We start from the raw sequence: 24,051 nt of genomic DNA on the forward strand, positions 1-24,051 counted from the left end.
CAAGGGGGGGCATCGGTCTGGCCTGCGGCGTCTCGCGGCGCAGCGGCCGGACGGCAGGGCGGGGCCGGTTAGACGGTTGCGAGAAAATCTGAGCGAGACTAACCAGCCGCAATGAGCCAGAACCAGAATTCGGCCGGGCGCGCGGTCATCTCCTCCACCGGGCTGTTCACGCCCGGCGAAGCCATAACCAATGAAGAACTCGTCGAAAGCTACAATCGCTACGTCGAGATATTCAATGCCGACAACGCGCAGGCGATTGCGGCGGGCGAAGTCGCGGAACTGCAGCCCAGTTCGGTAGAGTTCATCGAAAAGGCGAGCGGGATCAAGGCGCGCCACGTGATGACCAAGGCGCCGATCCTCGACCCGGAAACCATGGCGCCGCGGATGCGCGAACGGTCGAACGACGAACCTTCGGTGATGGCGGAGATCGGCGTCAAGGCGGCGCGCGATGCGCTCGAGCGGGCAGGCCGCGACGTGGCCGATGTCGACGCGGTGCTGTGCGCGGCGTCCAACATGGAACGCGCCTATCCGGCAATGGCAATCGAGATCCAGCAGGAGCTGGGGATCGACGGTTTCGCCTTCGACATGAATGTCGCCTGCTCGTCCGCGACCTTCGGCATCCAGACCGCCGCCGATTACATCCGCGCGGGCAATGCGCGCAGCGTGCTGGTGGTCAGTCCCGAAGTCACCAGCGGCCACCTCAACTGGCGCGATCGCGACAGCCACTTCATCTTCGGCGATGTGGCGACCGCCGTCCTTGTCGAGGATGCCGAAATGGCCCCGGCAGAGCATTGGGATATCCTCGGTACGCGGCTCAAGACCGTATTCTCGAACAACATCCGCAACAATTTCGGCTTCCTCAACCGCGCTTCACCCGAAGGCGAGGGGAGGCCGGACAAGCTGTTCGTCCAGGAAGGCCGCAAGGTCTTCAAGGAGGTCGTGCCGATGGTCGCCGAAATGATCGTGACCGAAGCGGAGCGGCTTGGCATCGATCCGCAGGCGCTGCGCCGGCTATGGCTGCATCAGGCCAATGCGGGCATGAACCGGCTGATCGCGCAGCGGGTGCTGGGGCACGAAGCCAGTGCGGACGAAAGCCCTACGGTGCTCGATACCTATGCCAACACTTCCAGCGCCGGGTCGATCATTGCCTTTCACAAGCACCACGAAGATCTGTCGGCCGGCGATACGGGGCTGATCTGCAGCTTCGGCGCCGGATACTCGGCGGGGGCGGTGTTCGTGCGCAAGGTGGGATGACACCTTGTGACCGTGGGGCCCAGGCCCTAGGTGTTTGCGATGGCAGGTGATCTTCTCGACAATCGTGGCCGCGGCGACGTGCGCTGGTCATGGCCGCCGATTCATCCCGAAGGCCGCAAGTTCGGCGCGGTCGCGGTGCTCGTCAGCCTCGTGTTCCTGATCGGTTTCGACTGGGAGATCATCGGCTGGCCGCTCCTGCTCCTCTCGCTCGGCATCTTCGCCTTCTTTCGCGATCCCGAGCGCGTGGTGCCGCAGGATGACCGGGTGATCCTGTCCCCCGCCGACGGGCTCGTTTCGCTGATCGCGCAGGTCGACCCGCCCGAGGAAATGATGGTCGACGACGGCACCGGCCATCTCGGGCTTACCCCGGGGCGGGTGACACGCATTTCGATTTTCATGTCGGTCTTCGACGTGCATATCAACCGGGCACCGATCGCGGGCACGGTTCGCCGGGTGGTCTATATCCCCGGCGAGTTCTTCGACGCGGGTCTCGACAAGGCGAGCGAGCAGAACGAACGGCAGCACTTGCTGATCGAGAGGACCGATGGGCTGAAGATCGGCTTCACGCAAATTGCGGGCCTGATCGCACGGCGGATCGTCCCCTTCGTCAAGCCCGGAGACACGGTCGGCGTGGGGCAGCGGATCGGGCTGATCCGCTTCGGCAGCCGGGTCGATGTCTATCTTCCTGCCGGAACCGATCCCAAGGTCCTGCTGGGCCAGAAAGTCGTCGCAGGTGAAACCGTGCTGGCCGAAATCGGATCGCAGCAATTGCTTGAGGGTGTAGCACAATGACCGAACACGATAAGGCTGTCCGCCTGGGGCCGAAAGCGACCGAGGACGAACCGCCCGCCGAAATCCATACGCGCGCGCTGACCTTGCGCGCGATGATCCCCAATGCGGTTACCGCCGCCGCGCTGTGTTCCGGACTGACCGGCATCCGCTTCGCGATCGACGAGAACTGGGGTGCTGCGGTCGTCGCCGTCATTCTTGCCGGCGTGCTCGACGGGGTCGATGGCCGGGTCGCGCGGGCGCTGAAGGCGCAGTCGCGCTTCGGGGCCGAGCTCGACAGCCTTGCCGATTCGCTCAGCTTCGGCACCGCACCCGCGATCATAATCTTCCTGTGGTCGCTGTCGGCGGAGCCGCGGCTCGGCTGGTTTGCCGCGCTCGCTTTCGCGATCTGCTGTGCGCTGCGCCTCGCGCGGTTCAATGCGCAGATCGATGTGGAGGACCAGCCGCATAAATCGCTCGGTTTCCTCACCGGCGTGCCCGCGCCGATCGGGGCGGGCCTCGCCTTCGCGCCGTTCTATCTGTGGATGGCGACGGGAATGGAAGAGCTGCGCAATCCCATTCTGGTCGGCATATGGCTGGCCACGATAGCCGTTCTCATGATCTCCAACATCGCCACACCCAGCTGGACCTCGCTGCGCCCGCGGAGGGGAATCAGGCTTGAGGTGCTGGCTTTCGTGGGTCTCTTGTTCGCCGCACTGCTGGTCGAGCCATGGTGGACGCTCAGCGCGATCTGTGCCGGTTACCTGCTGCTGCTACCCTATTCGCTACTGCGCTACGCCCGTTTCAAGCGGCGCGGCTGATCCCGCGGTTCGCTGTCCGCAGAGCAGCAGGGCGGAGCAATGCGGGACGCGCTGCGCCGGAGGTCGGACGCAGCGCGGGAAGGGCGCCGTCCGCCTGGCCAGGGAGTTCGCGGCGCAGGCTTGAAAAGGCCGACCACCAGCGCAGCGCGCTGTCGGCCAAAACGGCTGCGGTCGCCGCGGTCATGGCGGCAAACAACGTGAGCAGGACCAGTGCGAACATCTCTAAATCTCCCTAGATGCCTGTCGACAAACCTGTTGACAGACCGGGCCCAGCCGTGTGGAAAACCAGCACTGCAACGCGGCTGTTCCGTTGCTGGAACATTTGTTCTATTTTTGTTCTGCGCTGTCAAGCGGTAACTGACGTGTAAATTCCGTTTCGCATCCGGAATTGATGCTGGAGTTTGTCCGGCCGCAGCGCTAAGGGCGCGCGGTCTGCAACGCATTCGGGCGATTCCCGGTCGTTGCGCTGCGGGCAAATCCACATGGAAGGCGCACATACCGGTGCCCGCCGCGGGACATGACCGCATTCGGGTTCCAGCTTTCCAGAGGCATAACCGGAAAGGAATTCTACTATGGCGGCTCCTACCGTCACGATGCAGGAACTGATCGAGGCCGGATCGCATTTCGGCCACCAGACCCACCGCTGGAACCCGCGCATGAAGCCGTACATCTTCGGCGCGCGCAACGGCATCCACATCATCGACCTGTCGCAGACCGTGCCGCTGTTTGCGCGCGCGCTCGACTTCGTCCAGCAGACGGCCCGTTCGGGCGGCAAGGTGCTGTTCGTCGGGACCAAGCGCCAGGCGCAGGACGCGATCCGCGAAGCCGCGCTCGCTTCGGGCCAGCACTTCGTCAACCATCGCTGGCTCGGCGGCATGCTGACCAACTGGAAGACGATCAGCGAACGCATCAAGTATCTCAAGTCGCTTGACGAACGCCTGTCGGGCGACACTGCCGGTCTGACCAAGAAGGAAGTCCTCGACCTGACCCGCAAGCGGGACAAGCTCGAACTTTCGCTGGGCGGCATCCGCGACATGGGCGGTATTCCCGACGTGATGTTCGTGATCGACGCCAACATGGAAGATCTGGCGATCAAGGAAGCCAACGTTCTTGGCATCCCCGTGGTTGCCGTGCTCGACACCAATGTCGACCCCGAGGGCATCGCCTTCCCGATCCCGGGCAATGACGACGCTGCCCGCGCCATCCGCCTCTACTGCGAAGCGGTCGCCAATGCGGCCAAGAGCGGCAAGGGCGACGGCGTGCAGGATTCGGGTGCCGATGTCGGCGCGATGGAAAATCCGCCCGAGGAAACCGTCGGGGCCTGAGCCCTCCATTGACGGGCGCCATCATGCGCCCGTCATATAGCGGAGTTACGCGCCGGGCCGCTCCCTAGCTGGCCCGGTGCCCGCACATCATATCGAGAAGGAAAACACCATGGCTGCATTCACTGCTGCTGACGTAAAGGCTCTGCGCGAAAAGACCGGCGCAGGCATGATGGACGCCAAAAAGGCTCTCGAAGCTGCGGACGGCGATATCGAAGCCGCAGTCGACGCGCTGCGCGCCAAGGGTCTCGCCACTGCCCAGAAGAAGTCGAGCCGCACCGCTGCCGAAGGGCTCGTCGGCGTTGCCGTCGAAGGCACCAAGGGCGTTGCCGTCGAAGTGAACTCGGAAACCGACTTCGTTGCCAAGAACGACCAGTTCCAGGACTTCGTCCGCAAGACCACGCAGGTCGCGCTCAAGGCCTCGGCCGACGATGTCGAAGCGCTCAAGGGTGCTGACTATCCCGATGGCGGCAGCGTTGCCGACAAGCTGACGAACAATGTCGCGACCATCGGCGAGAACCAGCAGGTCCGCCGCATGAAGACCGTTTCGGTCACCAATGGCGTGATCGTGCCCTACATGCACAACGCCGTGGCGCCCGACCTCGGCAAGATCGGCGTGCTCGTCGCGCTCGAAAGCGAAGGCGACGCCGCCAAGCTCGAGGAACTGGGCAAGAAGCTGGCCATGCACATCGCCGCCGCTTTCCCGCAGGCGCTGACCGCTGACGGCCTCGACGCCGAAGTGATCGAACGCGAACGCGCGATCGCCAAGGAAAAGGCTGCCGAAAGCGGCAAGCCCGAAGCCGTCCAGGAAAAGATGGTCGAAGGGGCAATCGGCAAGTACGCCAAGGAAAACGCGCTGCTCAGCCAGGTCTTCGTGATGGACAACAAGACCCCCATCGCGCAGGTCGTCGAGCAGGCCGGCAAGGACGTCGGTGCCAAGGTCGAGCTGGTGGACTATGTCCGCTTCCAGCTGGGCGAAGGCATCGAGAAGGAAGAATCCGACTTCGCCGCGGAAGTTGCGGCTGCAGCAGCCGGATAATTCTGTGCATGAGCCGCAGTAAGAGGCTGGAACAAAGCCTTTTCCTGCGCTTACTAGGAAATACCCGTATTCGGGGGCGGTCGTCGGGCTTCGGTTCGGCGGCCGCTTTCCATTGGACGCCGGTGATTCTGCGCAAGCAACCCGCGTGGAGCGCTGCGCCAAATCACGCGCTGGCCGGAAGGCCGCCTATCCCATTGGTGTTCCAAAACCTCCCGCGCACTTGGCAGCGCCCTTCATGCGCTCTAAAGCCGCGCCAACTTCTGCCGAGCGAGAATCCATGCCCCTTTCGACGATGAAACGTGTCCTCCTGAAACTTTCGGGTGAAGTGCTGATGGGCGATCAGCAGTTCGGCATCGATCCGGCATTCGTGATGGAACTGGCGCGAGAAGTGAAAACAGCCAAGGAGACCGGGCTCGAGATCTGCCTGGTCATCGGCGGTGGCAACATCTTTCGGGGGATGGCGGGCGCGGCGCAGGGGATGGACCGCGCGCAGGCCGACTACATGGGCATGCTCGCCACGGTGATGAATGCGCTGGCCATGCAGAGTGCGCTCGAACAGCTCGGCGTGCAGACCCGGGTGCAGAGCGCGGTGCAGATGGACCAGGTCTGCGAACCGGTGATCCGGCGCCGCGCGGAGCGGCATCTCGAAAAGGGCCGTATCGTCATTTTCGCTGCCGGCGTGGGCGCGCCTTACTTCACCACCGATAGCGGCGCAGCCCTGCGCGCCGCGGAAATGAATTGCGATGCGCTGCTCAAGGGCACCAGCGTCGATGGTGTCTACGACAGTGACCCGAAGAAGAATGCCGGCGCCAAGCGTTTCGATACCGTAAGTTACGGCAAGGTGTTGGCCGATGATCTCAAGGTCATGGATGCCAGCGCGGTTGCATTGTGCCGCGACAACAATATTCCGATCGTCGTTTTCTCGATCCGCGAGAAAGGCAATCTGGCCCGCGTGCTGAGCGGTCAGGGCGTGCAGACGATCGTCAGGAACTGAACGAAAAGACAGAGGAAGCCGCCATGGCCAAGTATGACAAAGCCGATATCGAACGCCGTATGAACGGCGCGGTCGAGAGCCTGAAGAGCGATCTTGGCGGATTGCGCACGGGTCGCGCCAACACCAGCCTGCTCGATCCCGTGATGGTCGAGGTCTACGGCTCGATGATGCCGCTCAACCAGGTCGCCACGGTAAGCGCGCCCGAACCCCGCATGCTCAGCGTGCAGGTGTGGGACAAGGCCAATGTCACCGCGGTCGAAAAGGGTATCGCCAAGGCCAACCTCGGTCTCAACCCGATGATCGACGGGCAGAACGTCCGCCTGCCGATGCCCGACCTGACGCAGGAACGCCGCAAGGAGCTGGCGAAGCTGGCAGGCCAATATGCCGAACAGGCCAAGATCGCGATCCGCAATGTGCGCCGCGATGGCATGGAAGCGCTCAAGGAAGACGAAAAGAAGAAGGAAGTCTCCGAAGACGAGCGCAAGCGCGGCGAGGACGAAGTGCAGAAGCTGACCGACAAATATGTCGCCGAATGCGATACGGTCGCCGCGCAGAAGGAAAAGGAAATCCTCACGCAGTGAGCGGCCCGCGCCGCATCTGTGTTCGCTGCGGGCGATGCCGGACCTTCGGTTCGCGCGCGCACGCCTGTAGCGCCCGCCACTATCGGACGAACTCGTGACCACCCCTGACAAAGCTGCGCGGCACGTTGCCATCATCATGGACGGCAACGGCCGCTGGGCCAAACGCCGGCACCTGCCCCGCGCGATGGGGCACAGGAAGGGCGTGGAGGCCGTGCGCGAACTGGTGCGCAGCCTGAAGGACACGCCGGTCGAATGCCTCACGCTCTATGCCTTCAGTTCGGAGAACTGGAAGCGGCCCGAGGAAGAGGTCGACGACCTGATGAACCTGATGCGCAAGTTCATCAAATCCGACCTGCCCGAATTCATCGCCAATGACGTCAGGCTGCATATCCTCGGCGACTGGCGTTCGCTGGCACCGGACATCGTCGAGATGCTCGAGGATGCGTTGGCGCAGACCGCGCAAGGATCGCGCACGCTGGCAGTCGCGCTCAATTACGGCGCGCATGCGGAAATCACGCAGGCCGCGCGCAAGGCGGCGGCCGAAGGCGAAATCTCGCAGGAATCGATCGAACGCCATCTGTTCAGCGCCGATCTGCCGCCGCTCGACCTGCTGATCCGGACCAGCGGCGAAGTGCGGTTGTCGAATTTCCTCTTGTGGCAGGCAGCATACGCGGAAATGCTCTTCCTCGATGTGCTATGGCCGGATTTCACCCCGGACCACCTAACCGGGGCGCTGGCCGAGTTCGCGGAGAGGGAGAGGCGATTTGGTGGACGCTGAAACTGGAGCGGGCGTAGCCGCGCGCAAGAATGCCGATTTGCCGGTGCGGATCGTTTCCGCGCTGGTGATGATCGCGCTGTCAGTGGGCGCGCTGGTCGCGGGCGAACCGTGGTTCGGCTGGTTCGTGCTGGCCGTGGTTCTGGCCACGCTGGTCGAATTCGTCCTGCTTGTCGTCAAAGCGACACCCAACATATCCTATCGCCTGGCGGGCATCCTTGCCGGTACGATCTACATTGGCGTTGCCGGCTACATGCTGTCGCGCTTCCCGCTGCCGATTGTCGTCGGGGTGATCGGCGCGGTCATTTTCGTGGACAGTTTTGCCTATCTCTTCGGACGCACGCTGGGCGGTCCGAAGATCGCGCCGGCAATCAGCCCGTCGAAAACCTGGGCGGGGCTGCTTGGCGGAATCGTCGGTGCGACCGTCTGGATTGCGGGTTGGATCTACGTCGTGGCGCGCAGCGTTGCGGGCGAGACGACGATGTTCTTCGACCTCTCCGAAGCGGGCCAGATCCTGGGCTTGGGCGCGGCGGTCGCAATCGTCGCACAGGCAGGAGATTTCCTGCAGAGCTGGCTCAAGCGCAAGGCCGGTGTGAAGGACAGTTCCAGGCTGATCCCCGGTCATGGCGGCGTCTTCGACCGGACGGACGGGATGATCCCCGTCGTGCTGCTGGCCGGTATCCTGCTCGGGGCGGCACGCTGATGCGTTCGATATCGATCCTCGGCGCCACTGGCTCGGTGGGCGAACAGACGCTTGATCTCGTTCGCCGCAATCCGGCCGAGTGGAACGTGGTCGCGCTTACGGCCAACAGCAACGTCGCGGCCCTGGCAGCCTCGGCGCGCGAATTCGGTGCGCAGGTTGCGGTGGTGGCGGACGAAAGCCGGCTCGGCGAGCTGCGCGATGCGCTGGCCGGAAGCGGGATCGAAGCGGCCGCGGGGCGGGGTGCCCTGTGCGAAGCGGCCTCGCGCCCGGTCGACATGACCGTGGCTGCGATCGTCGGCTGCGCCGGTCTCGGGCCGGTCATGGCTGCCATCGAACAGGGCGGGACAATCGCGCTGGCCAACAAGGAAGCGCTGGTTTCCGCGGGCGAAGTGATGACCGCCGCAGTCGCCCGCCACGGGGCAACGCTGTTGCCGGTGGACAGCGAACACAATGCGATCTTCCAGTGCCTCGCCGGCGGCAGGATCGAGGATGTCCGGTCGATCACGCTCACGGCCAGTGGCGGCCCGCTGCGAACGGTAGATGACCTTTCTGCGGTCACGCCCGAACAGGCGATCGCGCATCCCAACTGGGACATGGGCGCCAAGATCAGCGTCGACAGCGCGACGATGTTCAACAAGGGCCTCGAACTGATCGAGGCGCATCACCTGTTTCCTGTCGGGCTCAATCGCATCCGTATCGTGGTGCACCCGCAGAGCGTGATCCATTCGATGGTCGAATACCGCGACGGCTCGACATTGGCGCAGCTCGGACCGTCGGACATGCGTGTGCCGATCGCCTCGTGCCTCGCCTGGCCCGCGCGGATGGATACGCCGATGGCACCGCTCGACCTGCCCGCAATCGGCGAGATGTCCTTCTTCGCCCCGGACGAAACGCGTTTTCCGGCCACGCGTCTCGCGCGTGAGGCGGCGGAGGCGGGCGGAGCCGCGCCAGCGGTGCTGAATGCAGCCAACGAGATTGCCGTGGCCGCCTTTCTCGACCGTAAGATTGCGTTCAGCCGGATTGCCGTAGTGGTGGAGGATGTCCTCAACCAAGGCGAATTGCTCGAAGCTCCCCGCACGCTCGAAGATGTGCTGCGGGTGGACGAGGATGCCCGCAGTCGCGCGACGCGCATATTGGAGCCTGCCTGACCCGTGGAATTGAACCTTCCTCTCTGGCTGTATTACGTGCTCGGTTTCCCGCTGTTGCTCGGGCCGCTGATCACGATCCACGAGCTGGGCCATTACCTCGTCGGGTGCTGGTTCGGTGTCCATGCCGAGGCGTTCTCGGTCGGCTTCGGCAAGGAAATCGCGGGCTTCACCGACCGGCGCGGGACGCGCTGGAAACTCAGCGCGCTGCCGCTGGGCGGCTATGTCCAGTTCAAGGGCGATATGAACCCCGCGAGCATTCCCGATGCCGATGCCGCTGCGCTGGCAAGCGACGAGGACCGGATCGGAAGTTTCCATCATGCGGCGCTGTGGAAACGCGCGCTGATCGTGTTTGCTGGCCCAGCCACAAATATCCTGCTGACCCTGGCGATTTTCGCCGGCTTCTTCGCCCTTTACGGCAAGCCGGTTCCCGCCGATGCGGCGCAGCAGATGACGGTGGCCGAATTTGCCGAGGTCTCGCCGGCGCGGGCCGCGGGAATTGAAATCGGCGACCGGATCGTTGCGGTCGAGGGCGAGCGGATGGAGGATTTCCGCGACGTGCAGGATTCGATCCTGCTTTACCCCGGCCGCACGCTCGACATCACGGTGGCCCGTGACGGGGCAGAACGCACCTTCGCGGTGCCCGTGCGCAGCGTCGAGATGGAAGACCGCTTCGGCAACGTCTCGAAAGTCGGTCTGATCGGGATCGCATCGGGCGCATCGTCTTTCGATTTCGAACCGCAGGGCATGATCGCCTCGCTCGGTCTGGCGGTCGACCATTCGCTCGGTATCATCGACATGATGGTCACCGGGATAGGCCAGATTTTCACCGGCGAACGCTCGGTCCAGGAACTGGGCGGGCCGGTCAAGATTGCCAAGTTTTCGGGCGAACAGCTGAGCCTGGGCGCCATGGCATTCATCAATTTCGCCGCACTCATTTCGCTTAACTTGGCATTCATCAACCTGCTGCCAATCCCGGCGCTCGACGGCGGGCACCTGGCTTTCTACGCGGCAGAAGCTGTCCGTCGGAAGCCGGTGGGTCCCCGTGGAACCGAAGTGGCGTACCGCGCCGGCGTGGCCCTCGTGCTCATGCTGATGGTGTTCGTCACGATCAACGACCTCGTAAGCTTGCCCGTTTTCGGGAATTAGCCGGGGAAAGGGAGCGGGAAACCGGCGATATACGGTGGCAAAGCTTGATCGGCGCAGGCGCTTGGGGCAGGGGACGGCAGGGTCGTCCCGCATGCTGCGACCCTCTGCCGGATCGGGGCGCCACCAGCCGGGTACGTTGTATGTATAACGAGGACGGGAAACTCCTTGTCGATGACTGATTTTGCTTTTGCCGCCTCGCGACGCAGGAATTCCGCCACACGGCTGGCGGTGGGCCTCTTGGCCGGTACCATGCTCGCTGGTGTTCCGGTCGCCGCTTTCGCACAGGAAGAAACCGCGACCGAGGCTGCGCCTGCCGCAGCGGTGCAAGCCGATGTGGTTCGTACCATCGCGGTAAGCGGTGCGCAGCGGCTCGAGCCGCAGACGATCCTGTCCTATATCAAGCTTCGTCCGGGCGACACGTGGACGCAGGCAGCGGGCGACGCGGTTCTCAAGGACCTCTACGCAACCGAGCTGTTCTCGAACGCCAGCGTCGTCAACCGCGACGGCAATGTCGTCATCACCATCGTCGAGAACCCGGTCATCAACCGGATCATCCTCGAGGGCAACAAGCGGATCAAGAACGACAAGATCCTGCCCGAAATCCGGCTTTCGCCGCGGCAGATATTCACGCGTTCGAAGGTTCGCGCCGACGTTGCTCGCATAATCGAGCTGTACAAGCGGCAGGGACGCTTCGCCGCCACGGTCGAACCGAAGATGGTGCAGCTGTCGCAGAACCGCGTCGATATCGTCTTCGAGATCAGCGAAGGGCCCAAGTCCAAGGTCCGCCAGATCAATATCATTGGCAATGATGCGTTTTCCGATGGCGAGCTGCGCGGCGAAATGCTGACCAAGCAGGCGCGGCTGACCAGCTTCTTCAGCTCCAACACCAGCTACGATCCCGATCGCCTGGCGTTCGACCAGCAGAAGCTGCGCCAGTTCTACCTCACCGAAGGCTATGCGGATTTCCGCGTGGTTTCGGCAGTGGCCGAACTGACGCCCGACAAGCGCGATTTCATCATCACCTACGTGGTCGAGGAAGGCGAGCGCTACAAATTCGGCGAAGTCGATGTCGAATCGCAGATCCGCGATTTCGACGACGCCTCGATGACCGCCCGCCTGCCGATGCAGGGCGGCGACTGGTACGACGCCAAGCAGGTCGAGGACACGGTCGAGCAGCTGAGCGAGCTGGCCGGCACGTTCGGCTATGCCTTTGCCGACGTCCAGCCGCAGTTCAGCCGCAACCAGGACAGCCTGACGATGGACGTGAGCTTCGTCCTGCGCGAGGCGCCGCGCGTTTATGTCGAGCGGATCGACGTGAACGGCAACACGCTGACGCAGGATAAGGTGATCCGCCGCGAGTTCCGTCTGGCCGAAGGCGATGCCTTCAATTCGCTGTCGGTGGCGCGGTCGACCGCGCGCATCAATTCGCTGGGCTATTTTCAGGAAAACTTCGAGATCAACCAGGTCGAAGGCAGCGCGCCCGACCGAATCGTGCTCGAAGCCAATGTCGAAGAACAGGCGACCGGCGAGCTGCAGCTGTCGGCCGGCTTCTCCAGCCTCGAAAGCTTCATCCTGGCCGGCTCGATCCGCCAGCGCAATTTCCGCGGGCGCGGCCAGACCGTGGGCTTGAGCCTCAATTATTCGCGCTACTCGAAATCGGCGCAGGTGAGCTTTTCGGAGCCCTATGTCTTCGATCGGAACATCTCTGCCGGGGTCGATATCTATCGCCGCGACACCAACAGCTTCAACTTCCGCAACAACGAACGCAACACCACTTTCGAACAGTCGACCACCGGTCTGCAGGTGCGTGCCGGCGTTCCGCTGACCGAATATGTTTCGGCGATCGGCAGCTACACCTTCAATTATGACGATGTGTCGCTTGATGAAGGGCTGTATTTCTCCGACCGCGATGGGGACGGCATCGCCACCTGCGATCCGATCCTTGCCAGCCGCTATCTCTGTGAAGCAATCGGCGAGCGCACGAGCTCGATCGTCGGTCTGACGTTCAATTACGACACGCTCAATAGCCGCCTGCGCCCATCGCGCGGCGAAACCGTCAGCTGGACTACCGAATTCGCCGGTCTGGGCGGCGACGTGAAATACGTCCGGTCGCGTGCGCGTGCCGCGAAATACTGGCCGGTCGGTGCCGGGTTCATCTTCTCGGTAACCGGCGAAGGCGGCTGGATTCGCAGCCTCGAGGATAATTCGGTCGCCGGGCAGGACGATGTTCGCCTGACCGACCGCTATTTCCTCGGTGAACCGCAGATGCGCGGCTTCGACATTCGCGGTGTCGGCCCCCGCATCGTTCGCCTGCAGTACCTCAACGACGATGGCGACGATGCGACGCCGCTGGTCCCGCAGACGATCGAAGAAGCGCTCGCCAGCGACCAGCGCGTCGACGATGCGCTGGGCGGCAAGGCCTATTACCTCGGCCGTGCAGAACTCGAAATCCCGCTCGGCAGCGGGGCCCGCGAAATGGGCCTGCGCCCGTCGATCTTCCTCGACGTGGGTTCGCTGTTCAGCGTGACCCAGCCGGTGCTGCAGGATTATCCCAACGGCCTGCAGGCCACCGACGGCAACGGCAATCTGCTGTATCTCCAGCCCGGTGTCGACGACCAGGGCAATGATATCATCCAGGCGGTGACCAACCGTTTTGCTCCCGACGGTACCGAGAATGAACGCAACGTCATTCCTGGGACCTTCTTCAAGGAAGTCTTCGTCGGTGACAGCCCGGCGCCGCGTATCTCGGTCGGTGTAGGCGTGAACTGGAACTCGCCCTTCGGTCCGTTCCGGATCGACGTGTCTCGCGTGCTCAAGAAGCAGGTCGGTGACGACACCAAAACCTTCTCCTTCAACGTAGGAACGCAATTCTAATGAAACTTTTCACCAAAACCATCGCCGCAGCCGCACTTGCTGGCACGGTGGCCATCGCCACCCCCGCCGCAGCCCAGGTGGCCGGCATTGCCACCAGCAGCCCCGAAGCGGTGATCGTGCGCAGCCAGGCGCGGATCGCTGCCTATCAGCAGATCGACCAGCAATTCGCCGCGCAGATCGGCCAGATCCGCACGCTCCGCCAGGAAATGCAGACGCTGCAGCAGAGCCTCGACACCGACAGCAATGGCCAGCTGAGCCAGGCCGAACTGCAGGCGAACCCCGGCGTGGTCCAGCAGATCCAGCAGAAGGAACAGCAGCTTGGCCAGGCTTCGCAGCCGATCGTGCTGGCGCAGACCTATGCCATCGAACAGCTGATCAACGACTACCAGAACGTCCGCCAGCAGGTGGTTCAGCAGAAGAACATCCAGCTGCTGCTCACCCCCGATGCGATCCAGTGGGCCCCCGAAGCGGTCAACGTGACCGACGATCTGGTCGCCGTGCTCGACCAGCGCGTGCCGACCGTCCAGATCACGCCCCCCGAAGGCTGGCGCCCGCGCCAGGATTCTCTCGCCGCGCAGCAGACCGTCTCGCAGGTCCTGATGAATGTCGCGCAGCAGCAGGCCGCCCAGCAACAGGCGCAGCAGCAGCAGCCCGCTGCGCAGCCGGCCGGCCGCTGAGCCTGAACGAAGGAGCAGGGTGATGAGCGATACGGGTTTCGACGTCGTCGAGGTGCTGAAGCGCTTGCCGCATCGCTATCCCCTGCTGCTTGTCGACCGTGTGAAGGAGCTCGTGCCCGACGAGCGGATCCATGCGGTGAAGGCGGTCAGCTTCAACGAGGACTTCTTCCAGGGGCATTTCCCCGGCGCGCCGATCATGCCCGGTGTGTTGCAGATCGAAGCGCTGGCACAGGCCGCTGGCGTGCTCGCAGTCGACAGCCTCGGGCTCGCCGGGTCGGGCAAGCTGGTCTATTTCATGGCGATTGAAAACGCCAAGTTCCGCAGCCCGGTGACGCCCGGCGTCCTGCTCGACCTCAAGGCCAGTTTCGTTCAGAAACGCGCGCGGGTCTGCAAGTTCGCGGGCGAGGCTTCGGTTGACGGCAAGGTGACCTGCGAAGTCCAGTTCACCGCCATGATCGCCGACGCTCCGGCGGACTGATCCGCATCCGGCTGCGGGAGTGCCTACGGGCAATCCTTCGCGGCTTGAACAGCGCAAGCGGCGCCGCGTGATCGGGCTTGCTTTTGGCAGGGAATCCGATTAGGCGCGCGCCTTTCCCACAAACAGCTGGATCGGTCGGAACCGCTCCGAAGCTCAAAGGACGCAAATCATGAAGGCCGAAGGTCACCCCGATTACCACATGATCACGGTCAAGATGACCGATGGTACCGAATTCCAGACGCGCTCCACCTGGGGCAGCGAGGGCGATACGCTGGCGCTCGAAATCGATCCGACCAGCCACCCGGCCTGGACCGGTGGCACCAAGCAGCTTCAGGAAGGCGGCCGTGTCGCAGCCTTCAACAAGCGCTTCGGCGGTCTGTCGCTCAAGAAGAACTGAGCGCAGCGAGCCACAAGGCTTATGCAAGGGCGGTCCCGCGGGGCCGCCCTTTTGCGTTTGCGCCACACTCTGCGCGGGGCTCGCTTACCAGCCCCAGGGCTTCTCGCGGTACCATTTGGTGATCACGTATTTGCGCCCTTTGCGGACTTTCATGCCGTGATGCAGCGTGGCTGGGTTTTCGGTCCCGTCAGGGCGGCGGTTGTTCCAGCATAGCAGCTTTCCCGCTTCGGGCTGGAAGGTCTTGCCGATGACCCTGAACCGCGTTGCACCGCCTGCCTCGACATCATTCAGATAGATCATGAACGTCCAGGTGCGCTGCCCCGCGACCGAACAGTATTTATCCCAGTCCGTTCCGCCGCGATTGAAATAGTCGCAATGCGGCTTGAATTCCTGCCCGACGTCGTAACGCTGGCCCTGAAGCGGTTCGCCATACGCCGGATCGATGCCGTTGAGTGCGGCGAGTTTGTCCTCGAGCGCACGCACACAGGGTTCGCCGGCGTCGAGGTCACAGGTTTCGCTGGTCCGGAAATACCGGTCTTCGCCGGCATCGGCGAGCGTCGAGGGTCGGCGGTCCTGTTCGATCAGGCGGATCAGCTTGGTGCGCAAGTCGCCGTCAATGAACTCGCGCAACTGGAACAGCTCGATCCGATCGCTCGGCACGCGTTGAATGCCGCGGTGGTTCAACAGGGTATCGGCTGAAGATTCGCCCGGTCGGATCATGGGGAACACGATAGCGCGCGAAGACCCGACCACAACCGCGAAAGAAAATTGCGTGTATGACGCCGGCTTGCGATTTTCGCTTCCCATATGCACTTCATTGTGCAACAGGCACGCGCCGTTGCGCAGGGCGGCTTGACGCTGTTACCCGCATGCGTATCAGGCCCCCTTCCCGGGCGGTTCCGGGGGCATATGGCGATCGTAGCTCAGTTGGTTAGAGCGCCGGTTTGTGGTACCGGAGGTCGCGGGTTCGAACCCCGTCGATCGCCCCATTTTGCCCGTTTTCCAGCCGTCCACCTAAGCATATGGGGCGCGCGCGCATGACGGCTTTCTGGACCGAAGCGGATTTCGATGACCATGAACTGGTTCATGTGGTGCGCGATGCCAAGAGCGGGTTGACCGCGATTATCGCGCTGCATTCGACGCATCTCGGTCCCGGTGCCGGGGGCACGCGCTTCTGGCACTATGCCGATCCCGCCGATGCGATGCGCGATGCGCTGCGGCTGTCGCGCGGCATGAGCTACAAGAACGCCATGGCCGGACTGCCCATGGGCGGCGGCAAGGCCGTCATCCTGGCGGACAAGGACAAGACCAAGTCTCCCGAACTGCTCGCGGCCTTCGCCGATGCCGTCGATGCGCTTGGCGGGCGCTACGTCACGGCCGAGGACGTCGGCATCTCGGAAGCCGACATGGCCGCCGTCGCGCAGCGCACCCAGCATGTTTCGGGGCTTCCGGTTGAAGGCGAGGGCGCTGCCGGGGGTGACCCGGGCCCGTTTACCGCGCTGGGCATCTTTCTGGGCATCAAGGCCGCGGTCAAGCACAAGCTGGGCAAGGATAGCGTCGCTGGCGTCCATGTCGCGGTGCAGGGCACCGGCAGCGTTGGCGGCGGCGTCGCGCGGCTGCTGGCCAAGGATGGCGCCCGGCTGACGCTGTCCGACATCCACGAAGACCGCGCGGCCGCATTGGCCGCCGAACTCGGCGCCGAAACCGCGGCTCCCGATGCGGTGATGTCGATCGCCTGCGATGTCTTCAGCCCCAATGCGCTGGGCGCGGTGCTCGACGATGAAGGAATCGCGCGGCTCGATTGCCAGATCGTGGCCGGCGGCGCGAACAACCAGCTCAAGCGGCCCGAACACGGGCCGATGCTGGCGCAACGCGGTATTCTCTACGCTCCCGATTACGTCATCAACGCGGGCGGGATCATCTCGGTAACGCTCGAATATCTGTGCCGCCGCGACAATGCCCCTTGCGACATCAACGAAGTGCGCAAGCGTATCGCGCTGATCCCCGGTCGGCTCGAGCAGATCTGGCGGCAGAGCGACGAAACCGGCGTATCGCCCGACCAGGTTGCCGACCGCATGGCGCAGGAACTGATCGGTCGTTGAACTGCGGTCTTGCGACGCCTGATGAGCGCTGCCAAAGCGGTGCCGGACGGTAAATTTCAATGCATGGCTTCGCCAATCCCAAACGGTTCCTGTCGCTTGCAGCCTGGCTTACGCCGGCGCTGCTGATCGGCGGCCTCCTGACGAGTGCTGCGGCGCTGTATTGGGGCCTGTTCCAGGTGCCGCCCGATCGGTTGATGGGCGAAACGGTCCGCATACTGTTCCTGCACGTTCCTGCCGCGTGGCTGGGAATGGGGGGCTGGATGGCGATTGCATTGTCCAGTCTCGCGTTTCTCGTCTGGCGTCATCCACTGGCCGCGCTGGCGGCACGCGCCGCGGCGCTTCCGGGCCTCGCCTTCACGATCATCTGCCTGGCCACCGGTTCGATCTGGGGACGTCCGACCTGGGGCACCTGGTGGGTGTGGGACGGACGGCTGACCAGCATGCTGGTGCTCGCTTTCCTCTATGCCGCCTATATCGCGTTGGCGCAGGCCGCGCAGCGCGAAGGGCTGTCACCGCGCATTCCCGCGCTGTTCGGGCTCCTGGGCGCAATCAATATCCCGATCATCAACCGCAGCGTGGTATGGTGGAATTCGCTGCACCAGCCACCCAGCATCACCGTTGGCAAGAGCGCGATCGATGCCGAATTCCTCATTCCCCTGCTGGTCGCGGTGATCGGCTTTTCGCTGCTGTTCGGCGGTATCGTGCTGGCCCGGATGCGCGCCCTGCTTGCCGATATCCAGGCGGAAGCCCGCTTGCGCCGCCGTGCGATGGAGGCTGTGTGATGCGTGAAGCGCTCGACCAGTGGGACTTCGTCGTCGCGGCCTATGCGGTGGGTGTCATCGGCACGCTTGGCATGGTCGCCTGGGCCTGGTTCGATATGCAACGCGCCGAGAAGCGCCGTGATGAAAGCCGCAGGAAATGAGCGCGATGAAACCCAAACACCAGCGGCTCGTGCTTGTCGTCCTGGCGCTGGTCGCGCTGATCGGGGCGGGACTGCTGGCGGCTTATGCGCTGCGCAATCAGGCAAGCTATTTCTACCTGCCCGAACAGATGCTCGAAAACCCGCCCGAACCTGGCCAGGCGGTGCGACTCGGCGGCATGGTCGAAGAGGGATCGTTGCAGACTGCGGCGGACGGCGTCACGCTAACATTCGCGGTAACGGGCAACGATGGCGCGCGCGTTCCTGTCCGGTTCAGCGGTATTGCGCCCGATCTGTTCGTCGAGGGTTCGGGTGTGGTTGCGGAGGGGCGGCTCGGTCCCGGCGGGACCTTTATCGCGGATAATTTGCTGGCCAAGCACGACGAGAACTACGTCCCGCGCGAGCTGCAGGAAATGGAGCAGCACCGCGCTGCCGAAATGGCCGAAGAAACCACGGTAGGTCTCGAATGATCGCCGAACTCGGTCTTGCGGCCCTGTGGCTTGCCGCCGCGCTTGCCGCGCTCCAAATGAGCGCTGGTTTCCTGGCTCTGCGCGCCGGTAATGCGAGCGAACTGGCCGCGCTAATCCGCCCCGCGGCGATCGTCCAGGGCGTGCTGGTAACCTTCTCCTTCGCCATGCTCGTCTGGCTGTTCGCCATCACCGATCTGTCGGTCAAGCTGGTGGCATCGAATTCGCACTCGCTGAAGCCGCTGGTGTTCAAATTATCGGGCACCTGGGGCAATCACGAAGGTTCGATGCTGCTGTGGGTCATGGTGATGGGCCTGGCGGGGGCGCTGATTGCACTGGTCGAACGGCGCCTACCCGAGCGGACGATGAACGGAACGCTCGCGGCGCAGGGCGTTGTCTCGCTCGGCTTCTATGCCTTTCTGCTGCTCAGTTCGAACCCCTTCGAGCGGCTACCGGTCCCCGCGGCAGAGGGAATGGGCCTCAACCCCCTGCTGCAGGATATCGGTCTCGCCTTCCACCCGCCCACGCTCTATCTCGGCTATGTTGGCCTGTCGGTCGCTTTCAGCTTCGCGGTGGGCGCGTTGCTGACCCGGCAGGTAACTCCCGATTTCGCGCGTGCGATGCGGCCCTGGGTGCTGGCCGCCTGGATCATGCTGACGATCGGCATCACAGCCGGCAGCTATTGGGCCTATTACGAGCTTGGCTGGGGCGGCTGGTGGTTCTGGGACCCGGTCGAGAACGCCTCGCTCATGCCATGGCTGGCAGCCACCGCGCTGCTGCATTCGGCCAGCGTCCTCGCCAGCCGCGACGCCTTGCGGACATGGACGATCATGCTGGGCGTGGTGGCCTTCTCGATGAGTATGGTGGGGACCTTCCTCGTGCGGTCGGGCATCCTGACCAGCGTCCATGCCTTCGCGGTCGATCCCGAACGCGGCACGTTCATCCTCGTCTTGCTGGGCATCTTTATCGGCGGCGCGCTGCTGCTGTTCGCCCTGCGCGCCAACACGATCAGCGAAGGCGAACGGTTTGCGCTGGCAAGCCGCGAGGGCGCGCTGGTGTTCAACAACGTCATGCTCAGTGCCATTCTGGCGATCGTCCTGCTCGGCACGCTGTACCCGCTGCTGACCGAAGCCTTCGATGTCCGCGTGTCGGTGGGGCCGCCATATTTCAATCCGGTGGGGGCAATCTTCGCCATTCCGATGTTCGCGGTAATGGCCGTGGGTCCGCTGCTGCGCTGGCGCGAGGATCGCATCGACCGGATCGGCAAGGAAGTGGCGCTGACCGCGGCGCTGGTGGTGGCCGCGCTGGTCCTGACCAGCCTGCTGACGGAAATCGGTCTGTTGCCGCTGCTCGGACTGGCTTTCGGGATCGGACTGGCGGTGGCCAGCTGGCTGCCGTTGCGCGGGCGCAACCTGGCACGCACACCGCTGGCGACCTGGGGCATGGTCGTCGCCCATTTCGGCATTGCGGTCGCGCTGATCGGCATGGCCAGCGAAAGTGCCTTCACCGAGGAACGGCTCGCCGCGATCGAACAGGGCGATACCGCCACCGTGGGCCCTTGGACCGTCGTCCTGGAAGGGGTCGAACCGGTGGCCGGACCGAACTGGACCGCGGTCCAGGCCCGTCTTTCCGCGCGCTATGGAGATGGCGAAGCGCGCGAGCTTACACCGCAGTCGCGCAATTTCTGGGCTCCGCCACAGCAGACCACCGAAAGCGCGCTGGCGACACGCTGGAACGGCCAGCTCTACGCCGTGGTCGGCGATCGGTCGCCTGACGGTCGCTGGCAGCTGCGGCTGTGGTGGAAACCCTTCGTCACGCTGATCTGGTACGGCGGCCTGCTGATCGCGCTGGGCGGATTGCTCGCGCTGATCGGCCGGGTGCTGACCGACCTTCGCCACCGTCGCCTTGCCGCGCGCATCGCCGAACGGCGCGCCGACCGGGAGGCACTGGCATGAGCTGGCGTCTGTGGGTTCCGCTGTTCGCCTTTGCCGCCTTTGTCGGCCTGGCAGCCTATCAGCTTACCCAGCCGAAGGACGATTTCGTCCAGAGCGGGATGGTCGGCCAGCCGCTGCCTTATTTCGACCTTCCGCCGGCGATTGACGGCGTGGAAGGGGTCGCGAGCGGCACCTTTGCCGATGGTGAGCCGCGGCTGCTCAATATCTGGGCCAGCTGGTGCCTGCCCTGCATCGCCGAGGCGCCGCAGCTCGAAAGCCTCGAACAGCAGGGAGCGAAGATAGTAGGCATCGCCATTCGCGACCGCCCCGAGGATGTTGCCGGATTCCTCGCGCAGCATGGCAATCCCTACACCCATATCGGACGCGACGATCTGTCCGAAGTGCAGCTGGCGATCGGGTCTTCGGGGGTGCCTGAAACCTTCGTGATCGATGGCCAGGGTGTCATCCGCTACCAGCATATCGGCGATATCCGGGCACGGGACGTGCCGATCCTGCTGGACGAGCTGGAGAAGGCCCGATGACGCGTCCCGCACTTGCCGCTTTCTGCCTCGCGTTCGCCATGCCGCTGGCGGCGCAGCAAACCATGCCGCCAGCGCCCTTCGCCTATCGCCAGCTCGAGGATCCCGCCGAGGAAGCGGCGGCGCAGGAGCTGATGGAGACCTTGCGCTGCCTCAAGTGCCAGTCGCAATCGATCGCGGACAGCGACGCGCCGATGGCCGGCGACATGCGCCACCAAGTGCGCATCCGGGTGGCGGCGGGAGAGAGCCCCGACGAGATCCGCAGCTGGCTGATCCAGCGCTATGGCGATTATGTCAGCTATAAGCCGGCAGTCAGCGCCACGACCTGGCCGCTGTTCGCCATCCCGATGCTGCTGATCGCGGTGGCGGGGGCGATCCTGCTGCGCCGGTTCCGGAAACGCGCATGAGCTGGTTTCCCATCATCGCGCTTGCCGCGCTGGTCTTCGCGCTCGCGGTCTATTTGCTCAAGCTGCCCCGCGCGCTGTGGATGCTGTTCGGTTCGGCGCTGCTGTTCGGCCTCGCCGGCTATGCCATGCATGGTAATCCGGGACAGCCCGGCGCGCCTGCCGACCCGGTGGTCGACGAGACCGCGCAGACGGGTGAAATGATGGTCGTGGCGCGGCGCGAATTCTATCCCGAAGGCCGGCTCCCCTCGCGCTTCGTGGTCACCGCCGATGCTTTCACCCGGCGCGGCCAGCACGAACAGGCGGCGAATTTCCTGCGCAACGCCGTCGCGGAAAACCCCGCTGACAGCGAAGCCTGGCTGGCGCTGGGCAATGCCTTGGTCGAACATGCCGATGGCCAGCTGACAGCCGCGGCGCTTTACGCGTATTCGCAGGCCGAGGCGGTGGCACCCGACAATCCGGCACCGACCTATTTCCTCGGACTCGCCTTTTTGCGCGGCGGCGAGCCCGGCCGGACGCTGGAGCTGTGGCGCGAATTGCTGCAATCGGCTCCCGAACAGGCGGAGTGGCGCGCCCCGCTGGCCGCCCGACTCGACAGGCTGGAAGCCATCCTTGCCGCCGGACCGGTAGGCGGCGCCGTGCAAAGTCCCGATTGAACAAGCGCTTGTACGGCTTGTTGCGGGTGCGAAGCGATGCTGCTAACGCCCGCAACTTCGCCATACAGGCCAAGTGACACGATGTTGTCGGAAACCGATCCCACATGAACGATACTGCGTTAGCGCAAGACCCGGTTCCCGAGGGAGTGCCGTCGAAAGACGGCCAAGGCCACCGCCACAGCGGCTCGCGCACGGCGTTGGCTGTCGGCGCGGTCGGCGTGGTCTTCGGCGACATCGGCACCAGTCCGTTATACGCCTTTCGCGAAACCTTCGCCGGGGCGGCGAATATTGCGATCGACCGGCTGCACGTCCTGGGCGTCGTCAGCCTGATCTTCTGGTCGATGCTGATCGTCGTCTCGATCCAGTATGTTACCATCTTGATGCGCGCGGACAACAAGGGGCAGGGCGGCAGCCTCGCGCTCGTTGCGCTGCTCAGCCGCCATATCGGCAAGTCGAGCTATGGCTGGCTGGTCGTCCTGCTTGGCGTGTTTGCGACTTCGCTGTTCTACGGTGACAGCATGATCACGCCGGCGATTTCGGTGTTGTCCGCGGTCGAAGGGCTTACCGTGGTCAATCCGGGGCTCGACCCGCTCGTGATCCCCATCGCGCTGGTCCTGCTTATCTTCCTGTTCCTGCTGCAGAGCCGGGGTACGGCCAAGGTGGGGGCACTCTTCGCGCCGGTGATGATCGTCTATTTCATCACCATCGCTGGGCTCGGCCTCAACCAGATCATCCAGAACCCCGATATCCTGTGGGCGCTGAACCCCTATTACGCGGTGATGTTCTTCGTCACCGACGGTGCGGTGGCCTTCTTCGCGCTTGGCGCCGTGGTGCTGGCAGTGACGGGGTCCGAAGCGCTCTATTCGGATATGGGCCATTTCGGTCGCGGGCCGATGCGTCTGTCGTGGTTCGGCTTCGTAATGCCGTGCCTGCTGCTCAACTATTTCGGACAGGGCGCGATGATCGCTGGCCTACCGCCCGAACAGGCCGCCGAAGTGGTGCGCAACCCGTTCTTCCTTCTCGCCAGCGAAGAGTTCCGCCTGCCGCTGGTCATCCTGGCGACCGTGGCGACCTTCATCGCCAGCCAGGCGGTGATCTCGGGCGCCTTCAGCATTACCCACCAGGCCATGCAGCTGGGCTTCATGCCGCGCCTGTCGATCCGCCACACCAGCGAAACCGAGGCGGGCCAGATCTACATTCCGGTGGTCAACTGGGCGCTGATGGTCGCGGTGATCATCCTGGTGCTGACCTTCCAGACCTCGTCGAACCTCGCGGCAGCCTATGGCATCGCGGTGACCGGCGCGGTGACGATCGATACGCTGCTGATGGGCGTGCTGTTCGTCGGGGTGTGGAAATGGAAATGGTTCATCGCACTCCCGGTGGTGGCCTTCTTCCTGATCGTCGACGGCGCCTATTTCGCGGCCAATCTGGCCAAGGTCCCCGACGGCGGCTGGTTCCCGCTGGTGGTCGGTCTCGTGGCATTCACGCTGCTCACGACCTGGGCGCGCGGGCGCAAACTGATGCGCGACCGGATGAGCGAGACCGCGCTGCCGATCGAGATTTTCGCCAAGAGCGCGAAGAATTCGGCAACCCGCGTGCCGGGCACTGCGATCTTCATGGCCAGCCAGACCGCCGGCGTGCCGAGCGCATTGCTGCACAATATCAAGCACAACAAGGTGCTGCACGAACGCGTGGTGATCCTCACCGTGCTGATTGCCGACAGTCCCTATGTCGACAGCGACAAGCGGTGTGAGATCCACGATCTGGGCGACGGTTTCTACCGTGCGGTGCTGCATTATGGCTTCATGCAGGAAACCAATGTTCCGCAGGGGCTGAAGGAAATGGAGCGCTGTGGCGGCGAGTTCGACATGATGCACACCAGCTTCTTCCTGAGCCGCCAGACGCTGCTCGCCAGCGACAAGCCCGGCATGCCGATCTGGCGCGAGAAGATCTTCGCCTGGATGCTGCGCAACGCCGCGACTGCGATGGACTTCTTCCGTCTGCCCACCAACCGCGTGGTCGAACTGGGCAGCCAGGTGGAAATCTGATTGCA

The 24,051-nt window shown here is 64.0% G+C and carries 26 protein-coding genes and 1 tRNA gene; 25 read left to right on the top strand and 2 right to left on the bottom strand.

Going from position 1 to position 24,051, the window contains the following annotated elements; translation table 11 throughout:
• The first annotated feature begins 111 nt into the window (after positions 1 to 111).
• From WKH79_RS01990 to WKH79_RS02000, 3 genes are read left to right on the top strand one after another with little or no spacing between them, the layout of a single operon-like run.
• Positions 112 to 1,254, top strand: a complete 1,143-nt coding sequence (locus WKH79_RS01990) for a beta-ketoacyl-ACP synthase III (RefSeq protein ID WP_341859447.1) — start codon at positions 112 to 114, stop codon at positions 1,252 to 1,254.
• A 39-nt stretch (positions 1,255 to 1,293) separates the two neighbouring features.
• Entirely contained in the window at positions 1,294 to 2,046 is a 753-nt protein-coding gene (locus WKH79_RS01995) for a phosphatidylserine decarboxylase (RefSeq protein ID WP_341859448.1), read from the top strand.
• Positions 2,043 to 2,843: a phosphatidylcholine/phosphatidylserine synthase gene (locus tag WKH79_RS02000; protein WP_063505102.1), complete on the top strand. Its 801-nt coding sequence runs from the start codon at positions 2,043 to 2,045 to the stop codon at positions 2,841 to 2,843. Before WKH79_RS01995 ends, WKH79_RS02000 begins: the two co-directional genes overlap by 4 nt.
• Here the strand turns inward: WKH79_RS02000 and WKH79_RS02005 are convergent.
• Entirely contained in the window at positions 2,827 to 3,063 is a 237-nt protein-coding gene (locus tag WKH79_RS02005; RefSeq protein ID WP_063505103.1) for a hypothetical protein, read from the bottom strand. The genes WKH79_RS02000 and WKH79_RS02005 overlap by 17 nt on opposite strands.
• Before the next feature lie 352 nt (positions 3,064 to 3,415).
• Between WKH79_RS02005 and rpsB the strand changes: the two genes are divergently transcribed.
• The 12 genes from rpsB to rpmE all read left to right on the top strand — a co-directional run bounded on the left by rpsB (position 3,416) and on the right by rpmE (position 14,977).
• On the top strand, positions 3,416 to 4,168 hold the full coding sequence (rpsB, locus tag WKH79_RS02010) for a 30S ribosomal protein S2 (protein WP_050600016.1): 753 nt from the start codon (positions 3,416 to 3,418) through the stop codon (positions 4,166 to 4,168).
• Positions 4,169 to 4,277: 109 nt separating this feature from the next.
• Positions 4,278 to 5,204, top strand: a complete 927-nt coding sequence (tsf, locus tag WKH79_RS02015) for a translation elongation factor Ts (RefSeq protein WP_341859449.1) — start codon at positions 4,278 to 4,280, stop codon at positions 5,202 to 5,204.
• Between the two features lie 277 nt (positions 5,205 to 5,481).
• Entirely contained in the window at positions 5,482 to 6,198 is a 717-nt protein-coding gene (gene pyrH, locus WKH79_RS02020; protein ID WP_050600014.1) for a UMP kinase, read from the top strand.
• A gap of 23 nt (positions 6,199 to 6,221) precedes the next feature.
• A complete protein-coding gene (gene frr, locus WKH79_RS02025) occupies positions 6,222 to 6,779 on the top strand; it encodes a ribosome recycling factor (protein ID WP_050600013.1) in 558 nt (185 codons plus the stop codon).
• Positions 6,780 to 6,915: 136 nt separating this feature from the next.
• A complete protein-coding gene (gene uppS, locus WKH79_RS02030) occupies positions 6,916 to 7,557 on the top strand; it encodes a polyprenyl diphosphate synthase (RefSeq protein WP_063506427.1) in 642 nt (213 codons plus the stop codon).
• Complete coding sequence (locus WKH79_RS02035) at positions 7,547 to 8,257, top strand: phosphatidate cytidylyltransferase (RefSeq protein ID WP_063512525.1); 711 nt, start codon at positions 7,547 to 7,549, stop codon at positions 8,255 to 8,257. Before uppS ends, WKH79_RS02035 begins: the two co-directional genes overlap by 11 nt.
• Positions 8,257 to 9,405, top strand: a complete 1,149-nt coding sequence (gene dxr / locus WKH79_RS02040) for a 1-deoxy-D-xylulose-5-phosphate reductoisomerase (RefSeq protein WP_341859450.1) — start codon at positions 8,257 to 8,259, stop codon at positions 9,403 to 9,405. The genes WKH79_RS02035 and dxr overlap by 1 nt, the downstream gene beginning before the upstream one ends.
• A 9-nt stretch (positions 9,406 to 9,414) precedes the next feature.
• Complete coding sequence (gene rseP / locus WKH79_RS02045; RefSeq protein WP_341859451.1) at positions 9,415 to 10,551, top strand: RIP metalloprotease RseP; 1,137 nt, start codon at positions 9,415 to 9,417, stop codon at positions 10,549 to 10,551.
• Positions 10,552 to 10,722: 171 nt separating this feature from the next.
• The gene (bamA, locus tag WKH79_RS02050; protein ID WP_341859452.1) at positions 10,723 to 13,425 is read left to right on the top strand and encodes an outer membrane protein assembly factor BamA; all 2,703 of its coding nucleotides are present in this window, start codon (positions 10,723 to 10,725) and stop codon (positions 13,423 to 13,425) included.
• Positions 13,425 to 14,102, top strand: a complete 678-nt coding sequence (locus tag WKH79_RS02055) for an OmpH family outer membrane protein (RefSeq protein WP_341859453.1) — start codon at positions 13,425 to 13,427, stop codon at positions 14,100 to 14,102. Before bamA ends, WKH79_RS02055 begins: the two co-directional genes overlap by 1 nt.
• A 22-nt stretch (positions 14,103 to 14,124) precedes the next feature.
• The gene (gene fabZ, locus WKH79_RS02060) at positions 14,125 to 14,580 is read left to right on the top strand and encodes a 3-hydroxyacyl-ACP dehydratase FabZ (protein WP_050600007.1); all 456 of its coding nucleotides are present in this window, start codon (positions 14,125 to 14,127) and stop codon (positions 14,578 to 14,580) included.
• A 169-nt stretch (positions 14,581 to 14,749) separates the two neighbouring features.
• Complete coding sequence (gene rpmE / locus WKH79_RS02065) at positions 14,750 to 14,977, top strand: 50S ribosomal protein L31 (RefSeq protein ID WP_050600006.1); 228 nt, start codon at positions 14,750 to 14,752, stop codon at positions 14,975 to 14,977.
• Between the two features lie 84 nt (positions 14,978 to 15,061).
• Here the strand turns inward: rpmE and WKH79_RS02070 are convergent, their stop codons facing one another.
• Positions 15,062 to 15,697 (bottom strand): 2OG-Fe(II) oxygenase, encoded by a 636-nt coding sequence (locus tag WKH79_RS02070; protein WP_341859454.1) that lies wholly within the window; start codon positions 15,695 to 15,697, stop codon positions 15,062 to 15,064.
• Positions 15,698 to 15,889: 192 nt separating this feature from the next.
• Between WKH79_RS02070 and WKH79_RS02075 the strand changes: the two genes are divergently transcribed.
• The 10 genes from WKH79_RS02075 to WKH79_RS02120 all read left to right on the top strand — a co-directional run bounded on the left by WKH79_RS02075 (position 15,890) and on the right by WKH79_RS02120 (position 24,046).
• Positions 15,890 to 15,966 (top strand) — tRNA-His (locus WKH79_RS02075).
• 48 nt (positions 15,967 to 16,014) lie between these two features.
• On the top strand, positions 16,015 to 17,079 hold the full coding sequence (locus WKH79_RS02080; RefSeq protein ID WP_050600101.1) for a Glu/Leu/Phe/Val dehydrogenase dimerization domain-containing protein: 1,065 nt from the start codon (positions 16,015 to 16,017) through the stop codon (positions 17,077 to 17,079).
• Between the two features lie 59 nt (positions 17,080 to 17,138).
• Positions 17,139 to 17,861, top strand: coding sequence for a heme ABC transporter permease CcmC (gene ccmC / locus WKH79_RS02085; RefSeq protein WP_341859455.1), 723 nt, complete (start codon positions 17,139 to 17,141; stop codon positions 17,859 to 17,861).
• The gene (locus WKH79_RS02090) at positions 17,861 to 18,001 is read left to right on the top strand and encodes a hypothetical protein (protein WP_197458278.1); all 141 of its coding nucleotides are present in this window, start codon (positions 17,861 to 17,863) and stop codon (positions 17,999 to 18,001) included. The genes ccmC and WKH79_RS02090 overlap by 1 nt, the downstream gene beginning before the upstream one ends.
• Positions 18,002 to 18,006: 5 nt before the next feature.
• Positions 18,007 to 18,468, top strand: a complete 462-nt coding sequence (gene ccmE / locus WKH79_RS02095) for a cytochrome c maturation protein CcmE (protein ID WP_082835787.1) — start codon at positions 18,007 to 18,009, stop codon at positions 18,466 to 18,468.
• Positions 18,465 to 20,420, top strand: a complete 1,956-nt coding sequence (locus WKH79_RS02100) for a heme lyase CcmF/NrfE family subunit (RefSeq protein WP_341859456.1) — start codon at positions 18,465 to 18,467, stop codon at positions 20,418 to 20,420. Before ccmE ends, WKH79_RS02100 begins: the two co-directional genes overlap by 4 nt.
• Positions 20,417 to 20,941 (top strand): redoxin family protein, encoded by a 525-nt coding sequence (locus WKH79_RS02105; protein ID WP_063506599.1) that lies wholly within the window; start codon positions 20,417 to 20,419, stop codon positions 20,939 to 20,941. The genes WKH79_RS02100 and WKH79_RS02105 overlap by 4 nt, the downstream gene beginning before the upstream one ends.
• The gene (locus tag WKH79_RS02110) at positions 20,938 to 21,345 is read left to right on the top strand and encodes a cytochrome c-type biogenesis protein (protein ID WP_341859457.1); all 408 of its coding nucleotides are present in this window, start codon (positions 20,938 to 20,940) and stop codon (positions 21,343 to 21,345) included. The genes WKH79_RS02105 and WKH79_RS02110 overlap by 4 nt, the downstream gene beginning before the upstream one ends.
• Positions 21,342 to 21,998, top strand: a complete 657-nt coding sequence (locus WKH79_RS02115) for a tetratricopeptide repeat protein (protein WP_341859458.1) — start codon at positions 21,342 to 21,344, stop codon at positions 21,996 to 21,998. Before WKH79_RS02110 ends, WKH79_RS02115 begins: the two co-directional genes overlap by 4 nt.
• Before the next feature lie 104 nt (positions 21,999 to 22,102).
• On the top strand, positions 22,103 to 24,046 hold the full coding sequence (locus tag WKH79_RS02120) for a potassium transporter Kup (protein WP_341859459.1): 1,944 nt from the start codon (positions 22,103 to 22,105) through the stop codon (positions 24,044 to 24,046).
• Positions 24,047 to 24,051: the final 5 nt, after the last annotated feature.

This window comes from Qipengyuania sp. GPGPB31, assembly GCF_038396345.1.
GTDB classification, from domain to species: Bacteria; Pseudomonadota; Alphaproteobacteria; order Sphingomonadales; family Sphingomonadaceae; genus Qipengyuania; species Qipengyuania citrea.

Excerpts from the sequence above, each read along its gene's own strand:
- WKH79_RS01990 (WP_341859447.1), top strand. The coding sequence starts at position 112 with ATGAGCCAGAACCAGAATTCGGCCGGGCGCGCGGTCATCTCCTCCACC.
- WKH79_RS01995 (WP_341859448.1), top strand. The coding sequence starts at position 1,294 with ATGGCAGGTGATCTTCTCGACAATCGTGGCCGCGGCGACGTGCGCTGG.
- WKH79_RS02000 (WP_063505102.1), top strand. The coding sequence starts at position 2,043 with ATGACCGAACACGATAAGGCTGTCCGCCTGGGGCCGAAAGCGACCGAG.
- WKH79_RS02005 (WP_063505103.1), bottom strand. The coding sequence starts at position 3,063 with ATGTTCGCACTGGTCCTGCTCACGTTGTTTGCCGCCATGACCGCGGCG.
- rpsB (WP_050600016.1), top strand. The coding sequence starts at position 3,416 with ATGGCGGCTCCTACCGTCACGATGCAGGAACTGATCGAGGCCGGATCG.
- tsf (WP_341859449.1), top strand. The coding sequence starts at position 4,278 with ATGGCTGCATTCACTGCTGCTGACGTAAAGGCTCTGCGCGAAAAGACC.
- pyrH (WP_050600014.1), top strand. The coding sequence starts at position 5,482 with ATGCCCCTTTCGACGATGAAACGTGTCCTCCTGAAACTTTCGGGTGAA.
- frr (WP_050600013.1), top strand. The coding sequence starts at position 6,222 with ATGGCCAAGTATGACAAAGCCGATATCGAACGCCGTATGAACGGCGCG.
- uppS (WP_063506427.1), top strand. The coding sequence starts at position 6,916 with ATGGACGGCAACGGCCGCTGGGCCAAACGCCGGCACCTGCCCCGCGCG.
- dxr (WP_341859450.1), top strand. The coding sequence starts at position 8,257 with ATGCGTTCGATATCGATCCTCGGCGCCACTGGCTCGGTGGGCGAACAG.
- bamA (WP_341859452.1), top strand. The coding sequence starts at position 10,723 with ATGACTGATTTTGCTTTTGCCGCCTCGCGACGCAGGAATTCCGCCACA.
- WKH79_RS02055 (WP_341859453.1), top strand. The coding sequence starts at position 13,425 with ATGAAACTTTTCACCAAAACCATCGCCGCAGCCGCACTTGCTGGCACG.
- fabZ (WP_050600007.1), top strand. The coding sequence starts at position 14,125 with ATGAGCGATACGGGTTTCGACGTCGTCGAGGTGCTGAAGCGCTTGCCG.
- rpmE (WP_050600006.1), top strand. The coding sequence starts at position 14,750 with ATGAAGGCCGAAGGTCACCCCGATTACCACATGATCACGGTCAAGATG.
- WKH79_RS02070 (WP_341859454.1), bottom strand. The coding sequence starts at position 15,697 with ATGATCCGACCGGGCGAATCTTCAGCCGATACCCTGTTGAACCACCGC.
- WKH79_RS02080 (WP_050600101.1), top strand. The coding sequence starts at position 16,015 with ATGACGGCTTTCTGGACCGAAGCGGATTTCGATGACCATGAACTGGTT.
- ccmC (WP_341859455.1), top strand. The coding sequence starts at position 17,139 with ATGCATGGCTTCGCCAATCCCAAACGGTTCCTGTCGCTTGCAGCCTGG.
- WKH79_RS02090 (WP_197458278.1), top strand. The coding sequence starts at position 17,861 with ATGCGTGAAGCGCTCGACCAGTGGGACTTCGTCGTCGCGGCCTATGCG.
- ccmE (WP_082835787.1), top strand. The coding sequence starts at position 18,007 with ATGAAACCCAAACACCAGCGGCTCGTGCTTGTCGTCCTGGCGCTGGTC.
- WKH79_RS02100 (WP_341859456.1), top strand. The coding sequence starts at position 18,465 with ATGATCGCCGAACTCGGTCTTGCGGCCCTGTGGCTTGCCGCCGCGCTT.
- WKH79_RS02105 (WP_063506599.1), top strand. The coding sequence starts at position 20,417 with ATGAGCTGGCGTCTGTGGGTTCCGCTGTTCGCCTTTGCCGCCTTTGTC.
- WKH79_RS02110 (WP_341859457.1), top strand. The coding sequence starts at position 20,938 with ATGACGCGTCCCGCACTTGCCGCTTTCTGCCTCGCGTTCGCCATGCCG.
- WKH79_RS02115 (WP_341859458.1), top strand. The coding sequence starts at position 21,342 with ATGAGCTGGTTTCCCATCATCGCGCTTGCCGCGCTGGTCTTCGCGCTC.
- WKH79_RS02120 (WP_341859459.1), top strand. The coding sequence starts at position 22,103 with ATGAACGATACTGCGTTAGCGCAAGACCCGGTTCCCGAGGGAGTGCCG.